Origin of the sequence: Polaromonas sp. JS666 (assembly GCF_000013865.1) — a bacterium.
Taxonomy (GTDB): Bacteria; Pseudomonadota; Gammaproteobacteria; order Burkholderiales; family Burkholderiaceae_C; genus Polaromonas.
On record NC_007948.1, the window covers coordinates 1 to 22461 of the forward strand.

Annotated in this window: 21 protein-coding genes; 14 read left to right on the forward strand and 7 right to left on the reverse strand. The window is 61.5% G+C overall.

The features are described from left to right. Nucleotides 1-39: 39 nt before the first annotated feature. The 4 genes from dnaA (at nt 40) to BPRO_RS00020 (ending at nt 7565) form a co-directional block, all read left to right on the forward strand. Nucleotides 40-1434 (forward strand): chromosomal replication initiator protein DnaA, encoded by a 1395-nt coding sequence (gene dnaA / locus BPRO_RS00005; protein WP_011480978.1) that lies wholly within the window; start codon nt 40-42, stop codon nt 1432-1434. 288 nt (nt 1435-1722) lie between these two features. Next, nucleotides 1723-2829 (forward strand): DNA polymerase III subunit beta, encoded by a 1107-nt coding sequence (gene dnaN, locus BPRO_RS00010; RefSeq protein ID WP_011480979.1) that lies wholly within the window; start codon nt 1723-1725, stop codon nt 2827-2829. Between the two features lie 114 nt (nt 2830-2943). Further along, nucleotides 2944-5568, forward strand: a complete 2625-nt coding sequence (gene gyrB, locus BPRO_RS00015) for a DNA topoisomerase (ATP-hydrolyzing) subunit B (protein ID WP_011480980.1) — start codon at nt 2944-2946, stop codon at nt 5566-5568. A 14-nt stretch (nt 5569-5582) separates the two neighbouring features. Beyond that, complete coding sequence (locus tag BPRO_RS00020) at nt 5583-7565, forward strand: DUF2075 domain-containing protein (RefSeq protein ID WP_011480981.1); 1983 nt, start codon at nt 5583-5585, stop codon at nt 7563-7565. Between the two features lie 8 nt (nt 7566-7573). Here BPRO_RS00020 and BPRO_RS27870 read toward each other — a convergent pair whose 3' ends face one another. Further along, complete coding sequence (locus BPRO_RS27870; RefSeq protein ID WP_157045697.1) at nt 7574-7912, reverse strand: hypothetical protein; 339 nt, start codon at nt 7910-7912, stop codon at nt 7574-7576. Between the two features lie 209 nt (nt 7913-8121). Here BPRO_RS27870 and BPRO_RS00030 point away from each other — a divergent pair, with 209 nt between their 5' ends. The 5 genes from BPRO_RS00030 to BPRO_RS00050 all read left to right on the forward strand — a co-directional run bounded on the left by BPRO_RS00030 (nt 8122) and on the right by BPRO_RS00050 (nt 10816). Further along, entirely contained in the window at nt 8122-8559 is a 438-nt protein-coding gene (locus BPRO_RS00030; protein ID WP_157045698.1) for a hypothetical protein, read from the forward strand. A gap of 115 nt (nt 8560-8674) precedes the next feature. Continuing rightward, complete coding sequence (locus tag BPRO_RS00035) at nt 8675-8914, forward strand: hypothetical protein (protein ID WP_011480984.1); 240 nt, start codon at nt 8675-8677, stop codon at nt 8912-8914. Nucleotides 8915-9216: 302 nt separating this feature from the next. Beyond that, a complete protein-coding gene (locus tag BPRO_RS00040; RefSeq protein WP_011480985.1) occupies nt 9217-9795 on the forward strand; it encodes an NnrU family protein in 579 nt (192 codons plus the stop codon). Between the two features lie 10 nt (nt 9796-9805). Beyond that, nucleotides 9806-10417 carry a 3'-5' exonuclease gene (locus BPRO_RS00045; protein WP_011480986.1) on the forward strand — a complete coding sequence of 204 codons (612 nt, stop codon included), beginning with the start codon at nt 9806-9808 and terminating at the stop codon, nt 10415-10417. A gap of 201 nt (nt 10418-10618) precedes the next feature. Next, nucleotides 10619-10816 (forward strand): hypothetical protein, encoded by a 198-nt coding sequence (locus tag BPRO_RS00050; RefSeq protein ID WP_011480987.1) that lies wholly within the window; start codon nt 10619-10621, stop codon nt 10814-10816. 57 nt (nt 10817-10873) lie between these two features. On the opposite strand, the gene BPRO_RS00055 is transcribed toward BPRO_RS00050, so the two are convergent. Beyond that, on the reverse strand, nt 10874-12052 hold the full coding sequence (locus BPRO_RS00055) for an ATP-binding protein (protein WP_011480988.1): 1179 nt from the start codon (nt 12050-12052) through the stop codon (nt 10874-10876). Between the two features lie 206 nt (nt 12053-12258). On the opposite strand from BPRO_RS00055, the gene BPRO_RS00060 reads away from it, so the two are divergent. From BPRO_RS00060 to BPRO_RS00070, 3 genes are all read left to right on the forward strand, one after another. Further along, nucleotides 12259-12507, forward strand: a complete 249-nt coding sequence (locus BPRO_RS00060; RefSeq protein ID WP_041388105.1) for a type II toxin-antitoxin system Phd/YefM family antitoxin — start codon at nt 12259-12261, stop codon at nt 12505-12507. Further along, complete coding sequence (locus BPRO_RS00065) at nt 12504-12926, forward strand: type II toxin-antitoxin system VapC family toxin (RefSeq protein ID WP_011480990.1); 423 nt, start codon at nt 12504-12506, stop codon at nt 12924-12926. The genes BPRO_RS00060 and BPRO_RS00065 overlap by 4 nt, the downstream gene beginning before the upstream one ends. A 173-nt stretch (nt 12927-13099) precedes the next feature. Next, a complete protein-coding gene (locus tag BPRO_RS00070) occupies nt 13100-14320 on the forward strand; it encodes a Fic family protein (RefSeq protein ID WP_011480991.1) in 1221 nt (406 codons plus the stop codon). Nucleotides 14321-14502: 182 nt separating this feature from the next. On the opposite strand, the gene BPRO_RS00075 is transcribed toward BPRO_RS00070, so the two are convergent. Then, nucleotides 14503-15327 carry a DUF1749 domain-containing protein gene (locus BPRO_RS00075; protein ID WP_232291469.1) on the reverse strand — a complete coding sequence of 275 codons (825 nt, stop codon included), beginning with the start codon at nt 15325-15327 and terminating at the stop codon, nt 14503-14505. 344 nt (nt 15328-15671) lie between these two features. Between BPRO_RS00075 and BPRO_RS29360 the strand changes: the two genes are divergently transcribed. Continuing rightward, complete coding sequence (locus tag BPRO_RS29360) at nt 15672-16328, forward strand: hypothetical protein (protein ID WP_011480993.1); 657 nt, start codon at nt 15672-15674, stop codon at nt 16326-16328. 153 nt (nt 16329-16481) lie between these two features. Here the strand turns inward: BPRO_RS29360 and BPRO_RS00085 are convergent, their stop codons facing one another. From BPRO_RS00085 to minC, 4 genes are all read right to left on the reverse strand, one after another. Next, nucleotides 16482-18182, reverse strand: coding sequence for an ABC1 kinase family protein (locus BPRO_RS00085; protein WP_041388110.1), 1701 nt, complete (start codon nt 18180-18182; stop codon nt 16482-16484). Nucleotides 18183-18470: 288 nt separating this feature from the next. Next, nucleotides 18471-18731, reverse strand: coding sequence for a cell division topological specificity factor MinE (gene minE, locus BPRO_RS00090; RefSeq protein WP_011480995.1), 261 nt, complete (start codon nt 18729-18731; stop codon nt 18471-18473). 4 nt (nt 18732-18735) lie between these two features. Then, nucleotides 18736-19554 (reverse strand): septum site-determining protein MinD, encoded by an 819-nt coding sequence (gene minD / locus BPRO_RS00095; protein WP_011480996.1) that lies wholly within the window; start codon nt 19552-19554, stop codon nt 18736-18738. Between the two features lie 47 nt (nt 19555-19601). Beyond that, nucleotides 19602-20399 (reverse strand): septum site-determining protein MinC, encoded by a 798-nt coding sequence (gene minC / locus BPRO_RS00100; protein ID WP_011480997.1) that lies wholly within the window; start codon nt 20397-20399, stop codon nt 19602-19604. Nucleotides 20400-20760: 361 nt separating this feature from the next. On the opposite strand from minC, the gene BPRO_RS00105 reads away from it, so the two are divergent. After that, nucleotides 20761-21927, forward strand: coding sequence for a metallophosphoesterase (locus tag BPRO_RS00105; protein ID WP_011480998.1), 1167 nt, complete (start codon nt 20761-20763; stop codon nt 21925-21927). Nucleotides 21928-22461: the final 534 nt, after the last annotated feature.

A 22461-nucleotide genomic window follows, 5' to 3' on the forward strand; every position in this document is an offset into this window, starting at 1 on the left:
GCTGACTGCTTTGCACCTGCAGCCCAGCCAAATCCCGTCATGAGTGAGGTCTCCATCCCTAGCCTGAGTCACGATCTGTGGCAAAACTGTGTCGACCATCTGGCACAGGAATTACCCGAGCAGCAGTTCAACACCTGGATCCGTCCGCTGGTCGTTCACGTGGCTGCGGACCTCTCCAAAGTCACCATCCAGGTCGGCAACCGCTTCAAGCTGGACTGGATACGCGCCCAGTATGCGGCCCGCATTTCTGCCTTGCTCGAAAAAATCTCGGGCCACCGGATTTCTCTTGAGTTAGCGCTCGCTCCTCGTGAACCCGCCGCAAAATCAGCGTCATTGACCCGAAGCTTTGAAGGTGTTGGCGTTGCCGAGCCGGCCGGTTTGGGTGTGCCCGAAGAAGCGGCAGGCGCCCCGTTCAAGAACCGCCTCAACAGCGCGCTGACCTTTGACACGCTCATTGAAGGCACGGCCAACCGCATGGGCCGGGCCGCGGCACTGCATGTCTCGAGCAGCCTGGGGCAGCTTTACAACCCCCTCTTTATCTACGGCGGTGTCGGTCTCGGCAAAACGCACTTGATGCACGCCATCGGCAACAAGCTGCTGGCGGACAACCCGGCGGCGAAAGTTCTCTACATCCATGCCGAGCAATTTGTCTCGGATGTGGTTAAAGCGTACCAGCGCAAGACTTTTGACGAGTTCAAGGAACGCTACCACTCACTCGATTTGCTGCTGATCGACGACGTGCAGTTTTTTGCCAACAAGGACCGCACGCAGGAAGAGTTCTTCAACGCCTTCGAAGCCTTGCTGACCAAAAAGTCGCACATCGTGATGACCAGCGACACCTACCCCAAGGGTCTGACGGATATCCATGAGCGCCTGGTGTCACGTTTTGACTCCGGCCTGACGGTGGCGATCGAGCCGCCCGAGCTCGAGATGCGCGTGGCCATCCTGATCCGCAAAGCCGAGGCCGAAGGCACGGTCATGCCGGAGGAGGTCGCGTTCTTCGTGGCCAAGAACGTGCGCTCCAACGTGCGCGAACTCGAAGGCGCGCTGCGCAAGATCCTGGCCTATTCGCGCTTCAACCTCAAGGAAATCTCCATCCAGCTGGCCCGCGAAGCCCTGCGCGATCTGCTGTCGATTCAAAACCGGCAGATTTCCGTAGAGAACATCCAGAAGACAGTCGCCGACTATTACAAGATCAAGGTCGCCGACATGTACTCCAAGAAGCGGCCTGCCAGCATTGCCAGGCCGCGCCAGATTGCCATGTACCTGGCCAAGGAGCTCACGCAAAAAAGCCTGCCCGAGATCGGCGAGCTGTTTGGCGGCCGCGACCACACCACCGTGCTGCACGCCGTGCGCAAGATGTCTGCCGAGCGCCAGCAGATGACCGAACTCAACCAGCAACTGCATGTGCTGGAACAAACCCTGAAAGGCTGAAATGAATGCTTTATGACTCAGTTTTCAGGGCATAAGTCGATGAATAACACGTTCACAACAACCATGGGGACAACTTTTGAACAACCCATGACTTATCCACAGAAGCCGATGACAATCAAAAGTTGTTCATGTTTTACGGAGACTTCACAGGGCCTCTGAACACATAGTTAAACAAACGCCAAGTGGTTGATCAAAAAGGGGAAAATAGCGCTATCCACAGATTTGCGTGGCCCTTACTACTACTACTAATTTGAATTAAAGAATTAAAGATAAATACAAGAGGAACTCATGATCGTTCTGAAAGCCACCCAGGATAAAGTTTTGTCGGTACTGCAATCGGTCGCGGGCATCGTGGAGCGCAGGCACACCTTGCCGATCCTGGCCAACGTGCTGATCCGCAAAACCGGGGCGCAGCTGCAGCTCACCACGAGCGATCTTGAAATCCAGATCCGCACCAGCGCCGACCTTGATGGCGATGCCGGCAACTTCACCACCACGGTGGGTGCGCGCAAGCTCATCGACATCCTGCGGTCCATGCCCAGCGACCAGACCGTGTCGCTCGAGTCGGCGCAAAGCAAGCTGATCCTCAAAGGCGGCAAGAGCCGCTTCACGCTGCAAACCCTGCCCGCCGAAGACTTCCCGCTGGTGCAGGAAGCCGCCAACTTCGGTCCCAGCTTCTCGGTACCGCAAAAGGTGCTCAAGGAGCTGCTCAACCAGGTGTCGTTTGCGATGGCGGTGCACGACATCCGCTACTACCTCAACGGCATTTTGTTTGTGGCTGAAGGCAAGCAGCTGAGCCTGGTGGCCACCGACGGCCACCGCCTGGCGTTCTCGTCGGCCACGCTCGATGTGGAAGTGCCCAAGCAGGAAGTCATCCTGCCGCGCAAGACGGTGCTGGAAATGCAGCGCCTGCTCAGCGACAAGGAAGGCGCCATCGAGATGCAGTTTGCCGGTAACCAGGCCAAGTTCAGTTTTGAGGGCATGGAGTTTGTCACCAAGCTGGTCGAAGGCAAATTTCCCGACTACAACCGCGTGATTCCGAAGAACCACAAAAACATCATCACGCTGGGCCGCGTGCCGCTGCTGGCCAGCCTGCAGCGCACCGCCATTCTCACCAGCGAGAAGTTCAAGGGCGTGCGCCTGAACATCGAACCCGGTACGCTGCGGGTGGCGTCCAACAACGCCGAGCAGGAAGAGGCCGTTGACGAGCTCGACATCGACTACGGCGGCGATGCCATCGAAATCGGCTTCAACGTGACCTACCTGATCGACGCGCTGGCCAACATGGAGCAGGACATGGTGAAGATCGAGCTGGCCGACTCCAACAGCTCGGCGCTGCTCACCATTCCCGACGATGCGGCCTTTAAATACGTGGTGATGCCCATGCGCATTTGACGTATTTGGTCACGCTAAAAAGCGCGCCCAAATTCAAACAGACCCGCTTGCTAGAGCGGGTTTGGTCATTCAAGAGATTGAAGAAATCGAAAAGATTTGGAAGTAAAGCTGGTTATGACTGAAGAAAACAATGTGAACGGGGCCGATCAGGTGCACGTAACTGACGGTACTGCGGGCGAGGAAAGCTCCAATTTCCAGCCCAAAATCGACACCAACCAGGCCGGCGCTTCAGAAGCCTACGGCGAAGGCTCGATCCAGATCCTGGAAGGCCTGGAAGCCGTGCGCAAGCGCCCCGGCATGTACATTGGCGACACTTCAGACGGCACCGGCTTGCACCACCTGGTGTTCGAGGTGGTCGACAACTCGATTGACGAAGCACTGGCCGGCCACTGCGACGACATCGTCGTCACCATCCACACCGACAACTCCATCAGCGTGACCGACAACGGCCGCGGCATTCCGACCGGCATCAAGATGGACGATAAGCATGAGCCCAAACGCTCGGCCGCCGAGATTGCCCTGACCGAGCTGCATGCCGGCGGCAAGTTCAACCAGAACAGCTACAAGGTCTCGGGTGGCCTGCACGGCGTGGGCGTGAGTTGCGTGAATGCGCTGTCAAAAATGCTGCGCCTCACCATTCGCCGCGACGGCAAGGTGCATGTCATGGAGTTCTCGCGCGGCTTTGTTCAAAACCGCATCATCGAGCAGATCAACGGCGTGGATGTCTCGCCGATGAAGGTGATGGACCACACCGACAAGCGCGGCACCGAAGTCCACTTTTTGCCCGACACTGAAATCTTCAAAGAGAACAACGATTTCCATTACGAGATCTTGAGCAAGCGCCTGCGCGAGCTGAGTTTTTTGAACAACGGCGTGCGCATTCGCCTGAAAGACGAGCGCAGCGGCAAGGAAGACGACTTTGCCGGCGCCGGCGGCGTGAAAGGCTTTGTTGAATTCATCAACAAGGGCAAGACGGTGCTGCACCCCAACGTGTTTGCCGCCATGGGCGACCGCCAGAGCGACCAGGGCACCAACATCGGCGTGGAAGTCGCCATGCAGTGGAACAGCGGCTACAGCGAACAGGTGCTGTGTTTCACCAACAACATTCCGCAGCGCGACGGCGGCACCCACCTGACCGGCCTGCGCGCCGCGATGACGCGCGTCATCAACAAATACATCGACGACAGCGAGCTGGCCAAAAAAGCCAAGGTGGAAGTCACGGGCGACGACATGCGCGAAGGCCTGTGCTGCGTGCTGAGCGTGAAGGTGCCCGAGCCCAAGTTCTCCAGCCAGACCAAGGACAAGCTGGTGAGCAGCGAGGTGCGCGGCCCGGTCGAAGACATTGTGAGCCGCCTGTTGCACGACTACCTGCAGGAGCGCCCGAACGACGCCAAGATCATCGTCGGCAAGATCATTGAGGCCGCCCGCGCTCGCGAAGCCGCGCGCAAGGCGCGCGACATGACGCGCCGCAAGGGCGTGCTCGACGGCATGGGCCTGCCCGGCAAGCTGGCCGACTGCCAGGAAAAAGACCCCGCCATGTGCGAGATCTACCTGGTCGAGGGTGACTCCGCCGGTGGCTCCGCCAAGCAGGGCCGCGACCGTAAATTCCAGGCCATCCTGCCGCTGCGCGGCAAGATCCTGAACGTTGAAAAAGCCCGCTACGAAAAGCTGCTGACCAGCAACGAGATTTTGACGCTGATCACCGCGCTGGGCACCGGCATCGGCAAGGCCGGCGGCATTGGCGGCACGCCCGGCACTGACGACTTCAACGTTGCCAAGCTGCGCTACCACCGCATCATCATCATGACCGACGCCGACGTGGACGGCGCGCACATCCGCACGCTGTTGCTGACCTTCTTTTACCGCCAGATGCCCGAGCTGGTCGAGCGCGGCCACATCTACATCGCGCAGCCACCGCTGTACAAGGTCAAGGCCGGCAAGGAAGAGCAGTACCTCAAGGACACCGCCGCACTGGACGGCTTTTTGCTGCGCATTGCGCTCAAGGATGCGAGCGTGCAGACCGGCGCCGACGCAAGCACCGTGCTTACCGGCGACACGCTGGCCGAGCTGGCCCGCAAGCACCAGCTGGCCGAGTCAGTGATTGCCCGCCTGCGCGGCTTCATGGACGCGGAAGCCCTGCGCGCCATTGCCGACGGCGTGAGCCTGAACCTGGACACCGTGGCCGATGCGGAAGCCTCCGCCGTGACGCTGCAGGTCAAGCTGCGCGAACTGAACACCACGGGCGCGCCGGCCGACGTGGCCGGCGAGTTTGACACCCGCACCGACAAACCCATTCTGCGCATCAGCCGCCGCCACCACGGCAACGTGAAAAGCAGCGTGATCACGCAGGACTTTGTGCACGGCGCCGACTACGCCACCCTGGCCGATGCCGCCGCCACCTTCCGCGGCCTCATCAGCGAAGGCGCCAAGGTCATGCGCGGCGAAGGCGAGCGCCAGAAGGAAGAAAAAGTCAGCGACTTCCGCCAGGCCATGGCCTGGCTGATCGGCCAGGCCGAAAACGCCACCGCCCGTCAGCGCTACAAAGGCCTGGGCGAGATGAACCCGGCCCAGCTATGGGAGACGACGATGGACCCACAGGTGCGCCGTTTGCTACGCGTGCAGATTGACGACGCCATTGAAGCCGACCATGTGTTCACCATGCTGATGGGTGATGAGGTCGAGCCGCGTCGGGAGTTTATTGAGCAGAATGCGTTGCGGGCGGCGAATATTGATGTCTAACGCCTGAACAAGTTGTGACGAGTCGGGCCTACTACTCAGAACTCATTGAAGAGTTCGTCGGTGAGTCGTCAGACCAAATATTGGGGGTTCTTTCACGGCGCAGTTCCTTTGCTGTTGAAGGGACTCAGCGTGATGCATGGGTAGAACAGATTCGAATACTTAAACGAATCCTGGCCCCATACCGTCGGCGTGGAAAAGTTTACTTTGAGTACTCTGTTCCGAGGCTGGGCAAACGAATCGATGTGATCGCGGTTATTGATCACGTCGTATTCGTTCTCGAATTTAAGGTTGGCGAGTCCGAGTTTTCGAGCAGCGCAATTGACCAGGTATGGGACTACGCGCTGGATCTGAAAAACTTTCATGAGACAAGTCATGACAAACCAGTTGCTCCGATTCTTGTTGCGACGAGGGCTGAAAGCGGCGCAACTGTAGTTGCTGCTGCCCACGACGACATAGTTCTTCGCCCAATCCTTGTCGCGTCAGATGATCTGTCAGTTGCTATTGAGCAAGTGCTGGCTTTGTGCGATGGACCCATCATTTCCCCTTCTGTTTGGGAAAGAGGGCGGTATTACCCAACCCCGACCATTGTTGAAGCCGCAATGGCTTTGTACGGAGGGCATGCTGTTGCCGAAATATCACGCAATGACGCGAGTGCGATCAATCTGAGCCGGACTTCTGAATCTGTTGCAGAGGTCATCCGTTCCGCAAAAGAGAATTCCAGAAAGGCAATTTGTTTCGTCACGGGTGTGCCTGGTGCTGGAAAGACGCTCGTTGGGCTGAACATTGCAACCAAGCATATTGACAAGGACAGCGAGCTATACAGCGTCTTTCTTTCTGGGAATGGTCCGCTGGTCGATATCCTGAGGGAGGCTCTTGCGCGCGATCGGGTGTCGAGGGAGGTGGCCACGGGACGAAAGATGAAGAAGGGCACGGCCGTCAGTGAAGTGAAGGCGTTCATTCAGAACGTCCATCATTTTCGCGATGATTGTTTGCAGGATATGGCGCGGCCACCGGTTGAACACGTTGCAATTTTTGACGAGGCGCAGCGCGCATGGAATCTTGAGCAGACCGCCGCCTTTATGAGTCGTAAAAAAGGGCGGGCTGACTTCAAGCTGTCGGAGCCGGAGTTCTTGATCTCTTGTTTGGACCGCCACCAGGACTGGGCGGTTGTAGTTTGCTTGGTAGGTGGCGGACAAGAAATCAATACAGGGGAGGCCGGCATCGGCGAATGGATTCAATCATTGCAGCGCTCGTTTCCAGAATGGCGAATTCACATTTCTCCGCAACTTCATGATGAAGAGTACGGTGCAGGAGCGGTCATGCGAGAAATTGCTGATCGTCCAGGCGTCCACTTGAACGAACATCTTCATCTGGCCGTGTCAATGCGGTCATTTCGAGCGGAGCATGTTTCAGCCTTGGTCAAACACTTGTTGGATCGCGACGCTGATGCCGCCAGGGCTATGCTTGCGCGGGTTCAGGACCGCTATCCAATCGTTGTTACCCGAAGCCTGCAAAAGGCTAAGAGTTGGCTTAAGCAGCAAGCCCGAGGTTCGGAACGGTTTGGAATGGTTGTTTCTTCGCAAGCGCAGAGATTGAGGCCTCATGCAATTGACGTGAGGTCGCCGATGGATCCAATCCACTGGTTCTTGGATGGAAAACATGATGTGCGGTCATCGTTCTATTTGGAGGACGTGGCAACTGAATTCCATGTCCAAGGACTTGAGCTTGATTGGGCATGTGTAGTTTGGGACGCTGATTTTCGTTACGGGCACGACGGATGGCTACATCGTTCGTTTGTGGGGAGCAAGTGGAACAAGATTAACTTGCCACACCGGCAGACATTTTTAAAGAACGCCTACCGTGTGTTGCTGACAAGGGCGCGACAAGGAATGGTGATCGTTGTCCCCGAGGGAGATATCGAGGACCCGACCCGGGCCCCATCTTTCTATGACCCAACCTTTGATTACTTGAGCAGTATTGGCTTTAGTCAGAGTTAGGTCTTAGGCTATTTAACGCAGAACTCTGCCGCGATGAAGCAAACATTCCAATCTCCAAAGCATTTATCGCTGTAGACCAGAGTTCCCTCTATAACTTGCAGTGTGTGCGTCGTGGTGGTGGCGTTTGGGAAGAACCGTGCGGCATCACGTTTGTTGGCAAAGCGAAGCGTGACTTCTTGGCCGTATTGGGTGCGCACATACAGCACGGGCCCGATCTTTGGGCCGGGGAAGCCGCGGCCGCGCATCGTTTGCTGTGGAAAGTCTCTCCCGTGTGACAGAGATAAATAGAGGCCGGGGCGCGTGGGCATTTCGCCCCAATCGGGAAGGTCTTTTGCGGGATGTTTCATCCGTTTGCTGAATAGCTGTGGTGCACTCAGCATAGGCTGAGCTAGCCATGTTGTGACCCAGGGCATTGCCTGGGGTGACATGGGCTCGAACGAGGGACACAATTAGTCGTGGGCGGCTGGATAAGTACGTTGGCTCTCTACGGCCGAAGTATTGATCAAATGGAATGCATATAGTTGGTACAAAGCATTTGTCATTCAGGAGGAGTCATATGGAGAACCGAATACCGCTTCCCACCGACAATATCTTCAAGTTCTACGCACTTTTTGGGTTGGTCCTTTTCATCTTTTGCTTTGCTTCAACCATCTACACCACCAAGGCGACCAACGAATTTATGTCGATTGCAGTGGTTGATCTTGAGGAGTTGAAAGCGATACCCACCCCGTCAGTTCGAGAGGCGGCAAAAAGACAGATTCTGCAGCGTCAGATAGAAGTGGCTCGATCGGATAAGGAATTTTTTCAATGGGCTTGTGCAGCGATCGGTGCAGTCGGTCTAGTGGCCATGGTTGTTGGTTTTGCAAAATGGCATAAGGAAATCCAGCCTACTCTGGATGAAATTTCACGATTGCAGCTTTTAAAGTTGCGTCACGAAGTAGAAGGTTTGCAGCCGAGGTCGAATCAGGTGCGCCGGCTTTCGCGAAAGCGGTAATGGCGCCAACTTGGATGGGGACGTCGCGGCAATTCCTTACAAAACTCAACACGCCAGACGCAGGCGTGTCATCTTGGCGGCGCAACATCGGCCCTTTGCTGCCTAGGAGACATGTATGAAGAAGCTTGCATACTTTCTGTTGCGTCCGCGCTACCTGCGGGCCATTCCTTCGCTGGTGGTGCTGACCACGGCGATGGCCTGGGGTGTGGCGCCTGATTCGGACGCAATGGATACCGTGCAGAAGAAGGCGGTGGGTGTGACGCTGTCGCTGAACCACACCGCCGCTGCGAGCGCCAATCCCAAGGACGACAAACCTGCAGCTGACGCGGCTGCCGGCGACTCGCTGGCAGGTTGATGGGGGCGCTGTGGGTGGCCTGCTGGCCAGCCCTAAGAAAAACTGGCATGAAACCCAGGCAGTACGCGTGTAGGCAGCTGTTATTGATGGTTCCGTAACGCATGACATCACACTGTTCGGGCTGAGCCTGGCTTGGCCTGTCCTGAGTTTGTCGAAGCCCTTCGACAAGCTCTAGGCGAACGGTAGCGAAGTGTCGATGCCCAACGACCAAGCTCAGGACGAAGGGTAGGAGCCATGGCGGTTGATGCGTGCGCGCACGGCGCTGCCGCATAATTGCCGCAACTTACTCCTGAGGGGTTCACATGGCGGTATTGATCCTGGGCCTTATCCTGTTTTTGGGCGTGCACTCCACGCGCATCGTGGCCGATGGCTGGCGCACGCAGATGATTGCGAAGGTGGGCGAGAAGCCCTGGAAGGGTGTTTACGCGCTGCTGTCCATTGCCGGCTTTGTGCTGCTGGTGTGGGGCTATGGCCTGGCGCGCCAGAGCCCGGTGGTGCTGTGGACGCCGCCCGTGGGCATGCGGCATGTGGCTGCGCTGCTGATGCTGCTTGCCTTCATTCTGCTGGTGGCCACCTATGTGCCGCGCAACGCCATCAAGGCAACGCTGCATCACCCCATGCTGCTGTCGGTGAAGGTGTGGGCCCTGGCGCACCTGCTGGCCAACGGCACGCTGGCGGGCGTGGTGCTGTTTGGCTCCTTTTTGGTGTGGGCGGTGGTTTGCTTCAAGGCGGCGCGGGGGCGGGACCGGGTGGCGCAGACCGTGTACCCGCCGGGCACGGCGACCGGCACGGCCATCACGATGGCGGTGGGTTTGGTGGCCTGGGCCGGGTTTGCGTTCTGGGCCCACGGCGTGCTGATCGGCGTGCGGCCGCTGGGCTGATGGCGGCTTTGTGAAACCCATTGCTGTCATCGACTTCGAAACCACGGGCCTGTCGCCGGCCATGGGCGACCGCGCCACCGAGGTGGCCATCGTGCTGGTGGAGGGCGGCCGGGTGGTGGACCGCTTTCAGAGCCTGATGAACGCGGGGGTGCGCATCCCGGCCTTCATCACCAGCCTGACGGGCATCACCAATGCGATGGTGGCCTCCGCGCCCGATGCCGCGACCGTCATGACTGACGCCAACCGCTTTGTGGGCAACGCGCCGCTGGTGGCGCACAACGCCTCGTTTGACCGCAAGTTCTGGGAGGCCGAGCTAAGCCGTGCAGGGGAGAGGGCGAGCCAGCCGTTTGCCTGCACCATGCTGGTGTCCAGGAGGCTCTACCCCCAGGCGCCTAGCCATAAACTGGGCGTGCTGGTCGATTACCACCACTTGCCTAAAGCGGGCCGCGCCCACCGGGCACTGGCCGATGCGGAAATGGCGGCGTCGCTGCTGGGCCAGATTCAGCATGACCTGCGTAGCCGCCACGGCGTGGACCGACCCGACCATGCCCTGCTGATGGCCTTGCAGCGCTGCGCCAAGCCGGCGGTGCGCGCGCTGATGGCGCAATACACCGGCGCGTGAACCGGGGCGTGTTGACGGTGTCTTATGGCGCGGGTCACTGGCACATTCATTTTTCCCCCTTGTCTTCTTGTCGTGTCTTCACTCGCGGCGCTGTCTGACACCGGGGCGAATCTGGCCTTTCCAGAATGGAGTTGACTCGTGGCGTGAGTGCGTTCGCGCCTGCGCCTGTCTTCAACCTCTATTTCTATTGGAGAACCCACCATGACTTATAAACAGAACCCGCGCGACGAAAAGGTTGAGCACCTTGGCAAGGTGGTGAATGACCACAACAAGGTAGGCGAGCAGCCCCTCACCCAGAAAAATGAGGCCCAGCGCACCTCGGAAAGCCGGGCGGACCGGGAGGCCCACATCGGCAGCGCGAATCAGACGCAGTCGCGCCGGGGCAATACCGGGCGCTGAGCTGCCTTGTGGAGGCGCATGAAGGGGTGCGTTGCCTGGCCGCGGATCGACGCAGCTTCAGGCATCCTGCATCTGCCGGGCCAACGCCGCCAAGCCAATGGCCTGCGTACCGTGCCGGACTGGATAGGTTTCTTCGCCCGGGTACACCACATAACGCTGGAGCACCTTCAGGTCGTCACAGGCCATGCCAAAGCCCTTGTCCAATGTGGGTGCGGACGATTTTTTGACCTCGATCGCTATTTCGGGCTGGCCACCGCGCTCCAGCAGCAGGTCGATCTCGGCGCCATCATGGGTGCGATAGAAGTAGGGTCGCCAACGCGGCCCGGCGCACTGAATCAGGTTTTCGATCACGAAGCCCTCGTAGCTCGGGCCCGCCACCGGATGACCCAGCACATCGTTCCAGGTTTCCAGATCCAGCAACGCATGAACAATGCCGCTGTCGCGCACATAAACTTTAGGTGCCTTCACAAGGCGTTTGCCAACATTGCCGCTCCACGGCGCCAGGCGGCGCACCAGTTGCAGATCAACCATCAGGTCGGTGTAACGCGTTACGGTGGGTGCTGATACGCCCAGGCCAGCCGCCAGCCGCGCCTGATTCAGCAAGCCGCCTTGCTGGTGGGCCAACATGGTCCACAGGCGCCCCAGCGCCTGTACGGGCATGCGTGGTGCAAACATGGGCACGTCCCGCTCAAGGTAAGAGCGGATGAAGTCCCGCCGCCAGTCCAGACTGGGGCCGTCGCCCTGTGCGAGCAGGCTCTCGGGAAAGCCACCACGCAACCAGAGCGTTTGGGCATCCAGACTGGCAGTGCCGGCCTCAAGAATGTCGATGGGACCAATTTCAAGATATGCCACCCGCCCCGCCAGCGTTTCAGACGACTGGCGCATCAGTTCAAGTGCTGCCGAGCCCAGCAGCAGAAAGTGGCCAAACCGCTCCCCTGCGGCACGCCGGTCATCAATAATGCCGCGCAGCACCTCAAACAAGCCCGGTGCGCGCTGAATTTCGTCAATCACGACCAGCTTGCCGTTTTGTGCCCTCAAGTAGGCATCTGCGTCATCCAGCCGCCGCCGGTCTGCCGGACGTTCCATGTCCAGATACACCGCGCCACCCGGCCAGTCGGCTGCTATCTTGCGCGCCAACGTGGTTTTGCCCACTTGACGAGGTCCGAGCAACACCACTGCCGGCACAACGGTGGCCAGGCGGGTGCACAAGATGGGTTCAATATTTCTCAAAATCATTGCCGTAAATCATACGTCATGTATTCGATTTACGGTTTAAAAAATCTCGGGTTTGGCTCCGAGCGTTATGAAAACGCTGGTCGATGCGGAAATTGTGGCGGCGCTGTTGGGCCAGATTCAACACGACCTGGCGGCTGACGCAAGGTGTGCGGGCGCGGCGCCATCCGATTTATAATCTGACTAGACTGACCAGATGGGAGGTTCTCATGTCTACATGGCAACTGCAGGAAGCAAAGGGCAAATTCAGCGAGGTGGTGAAGCGCGCACTGAGCGAAGGGCCGCAAGGCATTACGGTGCGCGGCGAGCCCGTGGCTGTGCTGATTTCGCGCGCGGAATACGCGCGCCTGACGCACCCCAAACCCAGGTTTGTCGAGTTCATGCGCCGCTCTCCAATGGCCGGGCTGGAGCTGGATACCGGGCGACATACAGGTTTGACGCGCGAGATCGCGCTGTGAGCTACCTGATTGACACCAACGTGATCTCGGAACTGGTTCGCCCGAAACCTGACCCCGCCGTGCTGCACTGGTTTGCCAACACACCGGATGATGCCCTGTTTTTGAGCGCCTTGACGCTGGGCGAAATTCGCAAGGGCGTCGAGAAACTGGCCGACACCCAGCGCCGTGAAGAACTTCGCCTCTGGCTGGAGCATGACCTGCGCGACTGGTTTGGCCCGCGCATCCTGCCGATTGGCCCGGACGTGGCCGACCACTGGGGCCGGCTGCTGGCGCAGGCGGGCCGTCCCGTGCCTGCCATCGACAGCCTGCTGGCTGCTACAGCGCTGCATCACGACTTGCGGCTGGTCACCCGCAACACCAGAGATTTTGACTACGCGGGCCTGGAGGTTATCAATCCGTGGGAGACGGCGGCGGGCTGAGCCGCAAGGCGTCCTGGGCTTCTGCCATCGCGCGGTAAAGCGCGGGCCGCAGTGTTAACAGGCCCTGGCGCGAGGTGGTGAGGCCATGGGGCGCAAGGAACTGGTGGCGCAAGAAAAGTCGCAAAAACATATGCAGAAATTGTAAAAAGTCTATATAAAGCATAGACTTGCGAATGCCTGCAAAGTCGCAAAAATTCGCTCTTTATGATCACCCCGCGCAGATGGAGCCCTTGCTGCCGGGTGAGCACCTTCTGGAGCCGCTGCTGGAGCAGGCCCATGATCTGCAGCGCGAGGCGCGCAGTCTGGCGGGGGCAGGCGCACCGGCCGATCTCCGCCAGCTGCTGCGGGCGATGAACTCCTATTACAGCAACAAAATCGAGGGGCAACACACGCTGCCTTTTGAGATTGAGCGCGCGTTGCGCAATGACTATTCGCAGGACGGGGACAAGGCGCGGCGCCAGCGGCTGGCGCTGGCCCACATGGAAACCGAGCGTGCCATTGAAACCGGCTGGAAGGGCTGGTCCAGCCAGCAGGTATGGTCTGCGCAAATGGTGCGCGACATTCACCAAGACCTGTTTGCCCGTCTGCCGGATGCCGACCGTGTGCTGCCCGAGGGCGATGTGCTGGTGCCTGGCGCTTTGCGCGACCGCGAGGTCAGCGTGGGCGTGCATGCGGCGCCGGCCCACGCGGCCATCAGCGCCATGCTGGAGCGCTGGGGCGGTTTTTACGGCGGTGTGCGGCGGGGTGAGCTGCAGGTTCTGGCCGTTGCCGCCTCGCACCACCGGCTGGCGTGGATCCACCCGTTCCGCGACGGCAATGGCCGCGTGGCGCGGCTGCACACGCACCTTGCGCTGGGCGCGCTGGGCCTGACCAATGGCTTGTGGTCGCCGCTGCGCGGCTTTGCCCGCAGCCACGAGGCTTACTACCTGCATCTGGCCGCCGCCGATGAGCCGCGGGCCGGTGACCTGGATGGGCGTGGCAACCTGTCGGAGCGCGCGCTGATGGCCTGGATGCGCTATGTGCTGGGCCTATGTATTGACCAGGTGCGCTTCATGGCCGGCTTGCTCGACATGGCCGGCATGAAGGACCGCATTGCCGCCTGCCTGGCCTTCGAGGAAAACGTGGTGAAGCGCGGTGTGCGCAGCGAGTCGCTGCGGGCATTGCACTACCTGTTACTGACGCAGGCCGAACTGGAGCGCAGCGAGTTCAAGGCTTTGCTGGGGCTGGGGGAGCGCCTTGCTACGGCGCAGGTGACGGCACTGCTCAAGCGTGGCCTGCTCGTCACGGACTCGCCCCACGGCAAGTTGCGCTTTGGTGTGCCGCAGCATGCACTGCGCTTTTACTTTCCCAGCCTGTGGCCCGAGGCCGAGGCGGGCGGCGATGCAGGGCAGTAATTCCATTTCTACTTCAAAGCGATAGGTCGTTGCCCCGCCTTGGCCGTTACAGCACTGTCTGCGGCGGTGCGCCTACTCTCGCATTGAATTAGAAATGGAATAAGAGCCTGCTGCCGTTGTACTGCGTGCGCAATCGGCTACTGAATGATTAGCAAATCCGGTTTGCGCAGACCCGTGACCGCTCAGGGAGCGGTAGCCGCCTTGATCCACTGGACGACGGCATCGCTGGCGACCGCCGGTGTCGTCAGGTGATTCGCCTTGACTTCCAGGTACTGGCTTTTGGGATGGGCTGGCAGCTTGTCGACGAAGTAGCCGCGGGCATAGGCAATGATGCCGTCTGCGTCGCCGATCACGGTCAGCACGGGCGTGGTGGCAGGCACGCGCGGTGCGGTCACGCCCATGTCGGCATCGGACTCTGGGTCGAAGTACGACAGGTAGTCGCGCGCGGTGGCCACCACGTTGATCTGCCTGCCCTGGTTGATGTCGCTGAAGCGTTCTCGCGAATCGCCTTTGCCGGCGGCCACCAGCTGGCGCGCTTCGTCGACGCTCTCGCGCACGACCTTGTTTTGCTGTGCGACGTAGTAGCGCGCCGGCACATGGCCGGGCGCCAGCAGCACCAGCGCCTGCACGTCACCGCCGCGTGCGGCAAAACCCATGGCGGCGGGCACGCCCATGCTGTGGCCCATGACCACGATCTTGCCGGCGCCCTGGCTGCGCAGGGCTTTGACGTGGCCGGCCATCTCGGCCATGGCTTTGTCCCAATGGCCGTCCAGGTAGCGGCCGCGTGACCAGGGCATGTCGGGAAACTGCACTAGCAAGCCAGCCTGCTCCAGCGTGGTTTTGATGCGGGCCATGCTCGGATCGCTGTTGCTGCCGGGGTTTTTGCCGTGCAGCATCAGCACGCCGACTTTTTCCTGGGCATGGGTCATGTTGCTCAACAGGGCTGCCATCAGCAGTACGCCAATGGCAATGAAACGGGAGAAGAGGGAGAAGAGCTTGCTACGCACGGCGGCCTTTCGTTGAAACTGGCGCCCAATATACCTGCCGGCACCCGGGCTGCCAGCCGGGTTTGCACGCGAGGGGCGGCGCTGAACCCATAGCTGGCTGGCCATGGAGCGTTGCGGCGGCAAAAGCAGGCTTGCGGGTGTTTCGCTTGCTGACATGCGATACATCCGGGCGGCAGCGCTGTTTCACATGATGAAGATTGTCTGATTAGTGAGTGCTCACTGACCACGCATCAGCCATGAAATGGTGATTGCGCATCGACTTACAAAGTCAACGAAGCCGACACCTCAAGAACAATTCCACCGGAGAAGATGAATGCTTCTTCAATCCACAGGAGCTTCATTCAATGACTCGATTTCAAAACTTCCCTGCCCAACTTCCTTCTACTCGCCCTTCCCGCCCTGCTCGCGCCGCTCGTCCGCGGATGCTGCGGGCCATTCCGTCCATGGTGATTTTGACCACGGCCATGGCATGGGGCGCGGCCTCCTACGCTGGCGTGCCGGGCCTTGATGGCGCATCGGCTGGCCAGGGCGGCCTCATCGTTGCTGCAGGCCCCGCAGGGGTCGGCGTGGGTGCAGGTGTAGGTGCCGGTGCTGGCGGCGGTGTGAGCGTGGGCACCGTGGGGGTGGGTGCCGGTGGTGGTGCCAACACGGGTGTCACGGTTGGCGGCGGAACCGCCAATAAGGGCTTGGGGCTTGATACCGCCGCGCAGGCGGGCGCCAACCGCAACGTCACCGCCGAAGAGCGCGCGGCAGCCACGGCGGAGGCTGACGTCCGGGCGGGCGGTGCGGTCAATGCCTCGGGCGGCACAAGCCGCGCCGGTGCGGTGCTTGACGATGCCAAAGGCACCGCCCGAGCCACGGGCAGTACCGTGAGGAAAACGGGCCAGGGCATCACCCGTGGTGTGACCAGCGGCGCGCAAGGCGCAGGCAGTGTGGATGCGGCTGCGGGCGCTGGCGTGAACGCCAGCGGGGGCGTTGCCGGCGGGGCTGTCAGCCGTTAAACCATTAAATAGTTAAACAGGGTTGATGTGAAGCGCGGCCAATGCTGCGCCCAACAACCCTTGCACCCCAGGAACACCCGCCCCCAAAGGCGGGTGTTTTTTTATGCGCTTGTCATGCGCTTGTCTCCAGCGGCCGCAGCGCCGGCGGCCGGCTCAGGCGTCGTCGTCCTGCGGCCGGCTGCTGCGCCAGATGGCGCGCACCAGCCACAGGGCGCAGGCCACCGCGCCGCAAAAGCCCAGAAAGCCGAAGACCGGCAGGCCAAACAGGGTGGGGCCGCCCCGCACGGTCATCACGATGGACGAGCCGATGATGAGCGCGGCGATCACCAGGGCCATGGCCAGCCGGTTGGCCGCGCGGTCCAGCTGGTCACCTACCCGTTTGAGGTGGGTCACTTCGATGCTCACCCGGAGTTGACCGCGGCGCGCATTGCGCAGCAGGCGCGACAGGTCGTGCGGCAGTTGCTCGGCCAGCCTGAGCGCGCGAAGCAGTGTTTTCCAGCCGCGGGCGGCGATGGCCCCGGGCTGGTAGCGTGCGCGCGCCACCTCCTGCAGCAGGGGCATGGCTTCCGTGGCCATGTGAAAGCCGGGGTCCAGGCCGCGGCCCATGCCTTCCAGCGAGATGAAGGCCTTGATCAGCAAGGCCAGATCCGGGGGTAGGGTGAGGTGGTGCTCGCGCAGGAGGGTAGTGATGCGGGTCAGCATCTCGCCGAGGTTGAGTTGCGCCAGTGGTGAACCGTGGTACTGGTCGACAAAAGCCTCAATTTCGGTTTCGAGCTGCGAGAGGCTCTGGCCGTGGTCATCGCCGGCCCAGTCCAGCAGCACGGTGGCCACGGCCTGGGCGTCGCGCGTGACCAGGCCCAGCAGCAGTTGCAGCAGTTCCTCGCGCCGCTGCGGCGACAGGCTGCCGACCATGCCGAAGTCGATGAACGCGATGCGGTTGCCCGGCAGGTAGAACACATTGCCGGGGTGCGGGTCGGCGTGAAAAAAGCCGTCTTCCACAATCATTTTCAGCACGGCCCGGGCGCCGCGCTGCGCCAGAACGGTGCGGTCGAAGCCGGCATCGGCGGGCAGCAGGTCGAGCCGCTCGCCGGGGATGCCGTCGACGAAGTCCTGGGTGTTGATGCGCTCGCTGGTGTGGGCCCAGTGCACGCGCGGAATCAGCACATGCGGCGTTTGCGCAAAGTTGTCGGCCACGCGCTCGGCGTTGTGGCACTCGACGGCGAGGTCCAGCTCGCGGCGCAGCGAACGCGCGAACTCCCGCACCAGCCGGCGCGGGCGGTAGGGCTTGAGGGAGGGCATGTCGGCCTCGGCGATGGCGGCCAGGCGGTCCAGCAGCCGCAGGTCGGCCTCGATCACCTCGCGGATGCCGGGGCGGCGAATCTTGACGACCACTTCGCTGCCGTCGTGGAGCTGCGCCCGGTGCACCTGGGCAATGGACGCTGCCGCCAGCGGCTCCACGTCAAAGCGGGCAAAGATGTTTTCGGGCTCGTCGCCCAGGTCTTCCCGCAACTGCGGGCGCAGGTCGTCCAGCGGCACGGCGGGCACCTGGCTGTGCAGGCGCTGAAGCTCGGCAATCCATTCGGGGCCGAGCAGGTCGGCGCGGCCGGCCAGGATCTGCCCGAGCTTGACGAAGGTGGGGCCCAGCTCTTCGAGCGCCAGGCGCACCTGCACCGGCGGCTCAAGGCGGGCGAGGTCGGCGGCGTGCTCCCACTTGACGATATGGCCGGCCCGTTCGAGCCGGTCGGCCAGGCCCAGGCGGCGCACGGTGTCGCCAAAGCCGTGGCGAATGAGCACACCGGCAATCTCGTTGATGCGACCGATTTCGCGCGCCGCGCCCAGGGTTTCGAGCAGCATGGGCCGATGATAGCGCTGCCTTGTCCAAGTGCAGTGTTGCACGCTATCTGGGACATAAAACCGCGTCTTTTGCGTCATGGCGGCGTTGCAAATCCGCGCGATACCGGCGGGTATCGCTGTGGTTTGCGCCTTGCCCTGACCCAAAATCCATCGCTTTTATGGGTCCCATCAAGCATGCAACACTGCACCAGGTGGTTGACCTGGCGCAAGTTGGCGCAGGAGCCCGGTCGTCAGCTACGCATTCGATAGCGAGCGGGTTTGGCGGGCAGACTTGGCGGACGCCCGGGTTTACTTTGCGTCCGGCAGCTCGATCTTCACTTCCAGCACATCGAGGTTGTCCTGGCGCTCCAGGTGGAGCTTGATGTCGTTGGGGTTGATGTGAATGTATTTGGCGATGACCGCAATCAGGTCGCGCTGCAGCGCCGGCAGGTAGTCGGGCTTGTGGCTGCGGCCGGTGCGCTCGTGCGCCAGGATGATCTGCAGCCGCTCCTTGGCGACGCTGGCGGTTTGTTTCTTTTCGCCGAGCAGGAAGGACAGGAATGAAGCCATCGTGTCACTTTCCTCCAAACCAGCGTTTCAGCAGGCCGGGCTTTTGCGCGTCGATGAAGCGCAGCGGCTTGTCCTTGTCGCCGAGGAAGCGGTCGACCACGTCCTTGTAGGCTTCCGACACATCGCTGCCGTGAATGTGTACCGCCGGCACCCCCTGGTTGGAGGCCTGCAGCACCGACTCGGACTCGGGAATCACGCCGATCAGCTTGATGCGCAGGATGTCCTTGATGTCTTCGAGCGACAGCATTTGCCCCTGGTCGACGCGGCTGGGGTTGTAGCGGGTGATGAGCAGGTGCTCCTTGATCGGGTCGCCGCCGTCAATCGCGCGCTTGGTCTTGCTCGAGAGCATGCCCAGGATGCGGTCGGAGTCGCGCACCGAGGACACCTCGGGGTTGGTCACGACCAGCGCCTCGTCGGCAAAGTGCATGGCCAGCAGCGCGCCGGTTTCAATGCCGGCGGGCGAGTCGCAGACGATGTATTCAAAGTCCATCGTGGCCAGGTCCTTCAGGACTTTCTCCACGCCGTCCTTGGTCAGCGCGTCCTTGTCGCGGGTCTGCGAGGCGGCCAGCACGTAGAGGTTGTGGCACTGCTTGTCCTTGATGAGCGCCTGGTTGAGCGTGGCTTCGCCGTGGATGACGTTGATGAGGTCGTACACCACGCGACGCTCGCAGCCCATGATGAGGTCCAGGTTGCGCAGGCCGACGTCGAAGTCGATCACCGCGGTTTTGTGGCCGCGCAGGGCCAGGGCGGTTGCAAAGCTGGCGCTGGTGGTGGTTTTGCCCACGCCGCCCTTGCCGGAGGTGACCACAATGATTTTTGCCATTCGTAAATGTCCTTTTGAAAACGGTAGAGAGGGGTCGTGCGTGTTATTCAGGCGCCCATGACGGTCATGACCAGCTTGTCGCCCTCGCCCTCCGCCCCGGGCACCAGGCGCACCTGCGTGGGCTGGCCCGCCACGCCGGGCGGCAGTGGGTGCTCGCTGGTGCGGTAGACCCCGGCAATCGACAGCAGCTCGGCGTCCAGCGCCAGCGAGAAGATGCGTGCGTCGGTGTTGCCGCGCGCGCCGGCCATGGCCTTGCCGCGCAGCGGTGCATAGACGTGGATGTGGCCGTCGGCAATGACTTCAGCACCGGCATTGACCATGGCCAGCACCACCAGGTCGCGGCCACGCGCATAGACCTGCTGGCCCGAGCGCAGCGGCTTGTCGATCACCAGCGCACCGAGCGGGGCGGGTGGGGGCGGGTGGGTAGGGGCGGCGTGTTCAAGTGTGGGCGCCGTCTGCATGTGCGTCTGCGTCTGCACCGCGGCTCGGCCGCCCGTCAGTTGCGCGTCGGGCACCGGCAGCAGGCCGGCCTGCAGCGCGGCCGCCATCTGCGCGGGGGTTCCGCCTTTGACGGTAATCGGCACCAGCTGGTAATCGCCCAGCAGCGTGATGAGCGCGGGAAAGTCGATGTCGCCGCTGCCGGCGCGTGCTGTGGCCGCCAGCGGTGACAGGTCGATCAGCAAGGCGTCCTGGTCAAAGAAATCCGGAATGTCGCCGAACCGCAATGCCAGCTCGCGCGACAGCGCAACGAGATCGGTGGTTTTGAGCAGCAGCGCCACCAGGGGCAGGTTGGCGCTTTTGATTTCAAAGGTGGCGGGGGCGGTGGCCTGGAGGGCAACGGTCATGGGCTGGCGATGGGTCGGGAGTAATCGGGCATAGGGACGGCAGGGAGCAGGCGGGACCGGTGCGCAGCCGCGAACAGGGCGATGGGTGAGGGCGGAAAGCGACACCGACGACAGGAAAGTGGTGAGGTTAGCGTGAAACCCGTGAAATCCGCCTGCACGGTTTGTCGCACTTGTGAGCGGATGAAACGCCCGGCGGCCGCAGACGGGAGGCTTCAGGCATGGCTCAGGCATTGAATGCAGACCGGCAGCGCCCATATGAAAAGCTGGTGATTGTAGCCATCGCCGGGAAATCACCGGAAAAATCACCAGATCACCCGTAACCACCGGTCCATCACCGTACCTCCCGCCCTGACATTTATTTATGAACTTATTGCCGCTGGCTGCCGTATCTGCCCTGCTTCATGGCTACATTGGCATCCGCCTGGTGCCGGGGCTGGCGGCGGTTCCCCCGGGGCAGTTCCTGATGATGGGCGTTCTGGTGCTGTCGGCGCTGTTGATGCCGCTGGGCCTGATGGCCCGACGGGTGGCCAGGCCGCCGTTGGCCGATACGCTGAGCTGGGTGGGCCTGCTCTGCATGGGGCTGTTTTCCTCGTTGCTGGTGCTGACGCTGCTGCGCGATGCGGGTTTGCTGGTGCTGTGGCTGGGCAATCTGCTGGTGCCCGGCCTGCTGCCGCTGGCCGAAGTGCGCAGGGCGTCCGCCGAGGCCGTGCCGCTGCTGGGTCTGGGGGCCACGCTGCTGGGCTTCCTGAACGCCCGGCGCACCGCGGCGGTGGTGCGGGTGGATGTGCCCATCAAGGGCCTGCCCGCCGCATGGCAGGGCTTCACCGTGGCGCAGATCAGCGACATCCATGTGGGTCCGACCATCAAGCAGCGTTATCTGCGCCGCATCGTCGACAAGGTCAATGCGCTGGGTGTGGATGTGGTGGCCATCACGGGCGACCTGGTGGACGGCAAGGTGAGCGAGCTGGCGGCGCACGTCGCGCCGCTGGCCCAGCTGCAGTCGCGCCACGGCACCTACTTTGTGACGGGCAACCACGAGTACTACTCCGGCGTGCAGCCATGGATTGATGAGCTGCGGCGTCTGGGCCTGACCGTGCTGTTGAACGAACATGTGGTGATCCGCCAGCCCGGCTCTTCCAGTGAGGCCGGCGACGCCAGCGCGGCGCTGGTGCTGGCCGGTGTGACCGACTACAGCGCGGCCCACTTTGACCCGGCGCACCGCAGTGACCCCGAGGCCGCGCTGCGGGGCGCGCCGCCGGCCGCCGTGCGCGTGCTGCTGGCCCACCAGCCGCGCAGCGCCGAGGCGGCGGCCAAGGCCGGCTTTGACCTGCAGCTTTCGGGCCACACCCATGGTGGGCAGTTTTACCCGTGGAACCTGTTTGTGCGGTTTCAGCAGCCATTCACGGCGGGGCTGCACAGGCTGCACAACCTGTGGGTCTATACCAGCCGGGGGACGGGGTACTGGGGTCCGCCCAAGCGGTTTGGGGCGCCTTCGGAGATTACGTGGTTGCGGTTGGTGGCGGGTTAAGTCTTGTTTTGCTTCCTGGTTTTCGGCATGGGTCGTTATTGAATTCATAGCTGGTTGGGTTTGCTGAGGGGGGCTGGCCGGGGGTAGCCCGGCGGCTACTTACTTTTCTTTTGCTTCGCCAAGAGAAAAGTAAGCAAAAGAAAAGGCGACCCTGCTGTCTGCGTCCCTGCGCTTCGCTACGGGCAACCTGCGGTGCTCGGGCCAGGCGGGGTCTCGCTCGAACTCGCTACGTTGCACTTCGCTCAGACAATCGCGATCCCTGATCCGCCTGGCCCTGCGCTCCTCGGCGCAGACAGAAGGGGTGGGGGAAAGAAATGCCAACAGCCAAACCCCAAATTCAAATACCCAAGACCTCAACCCACAAAGACACTCCGTGGCGCGTCCTTGTTTGTATTGGTTTTTCTTAAGGTATTCGGTATTCGCTCCCACCCGTCCTAGCTGGGCCGAGGAGCGCAGAGGCAAGCGGATCAGGGCTCGCGATTGTCTGAGCGCAGCGAGTTCGAGCGAGACCCCGTTTGCCTCGAGCACCGCAGG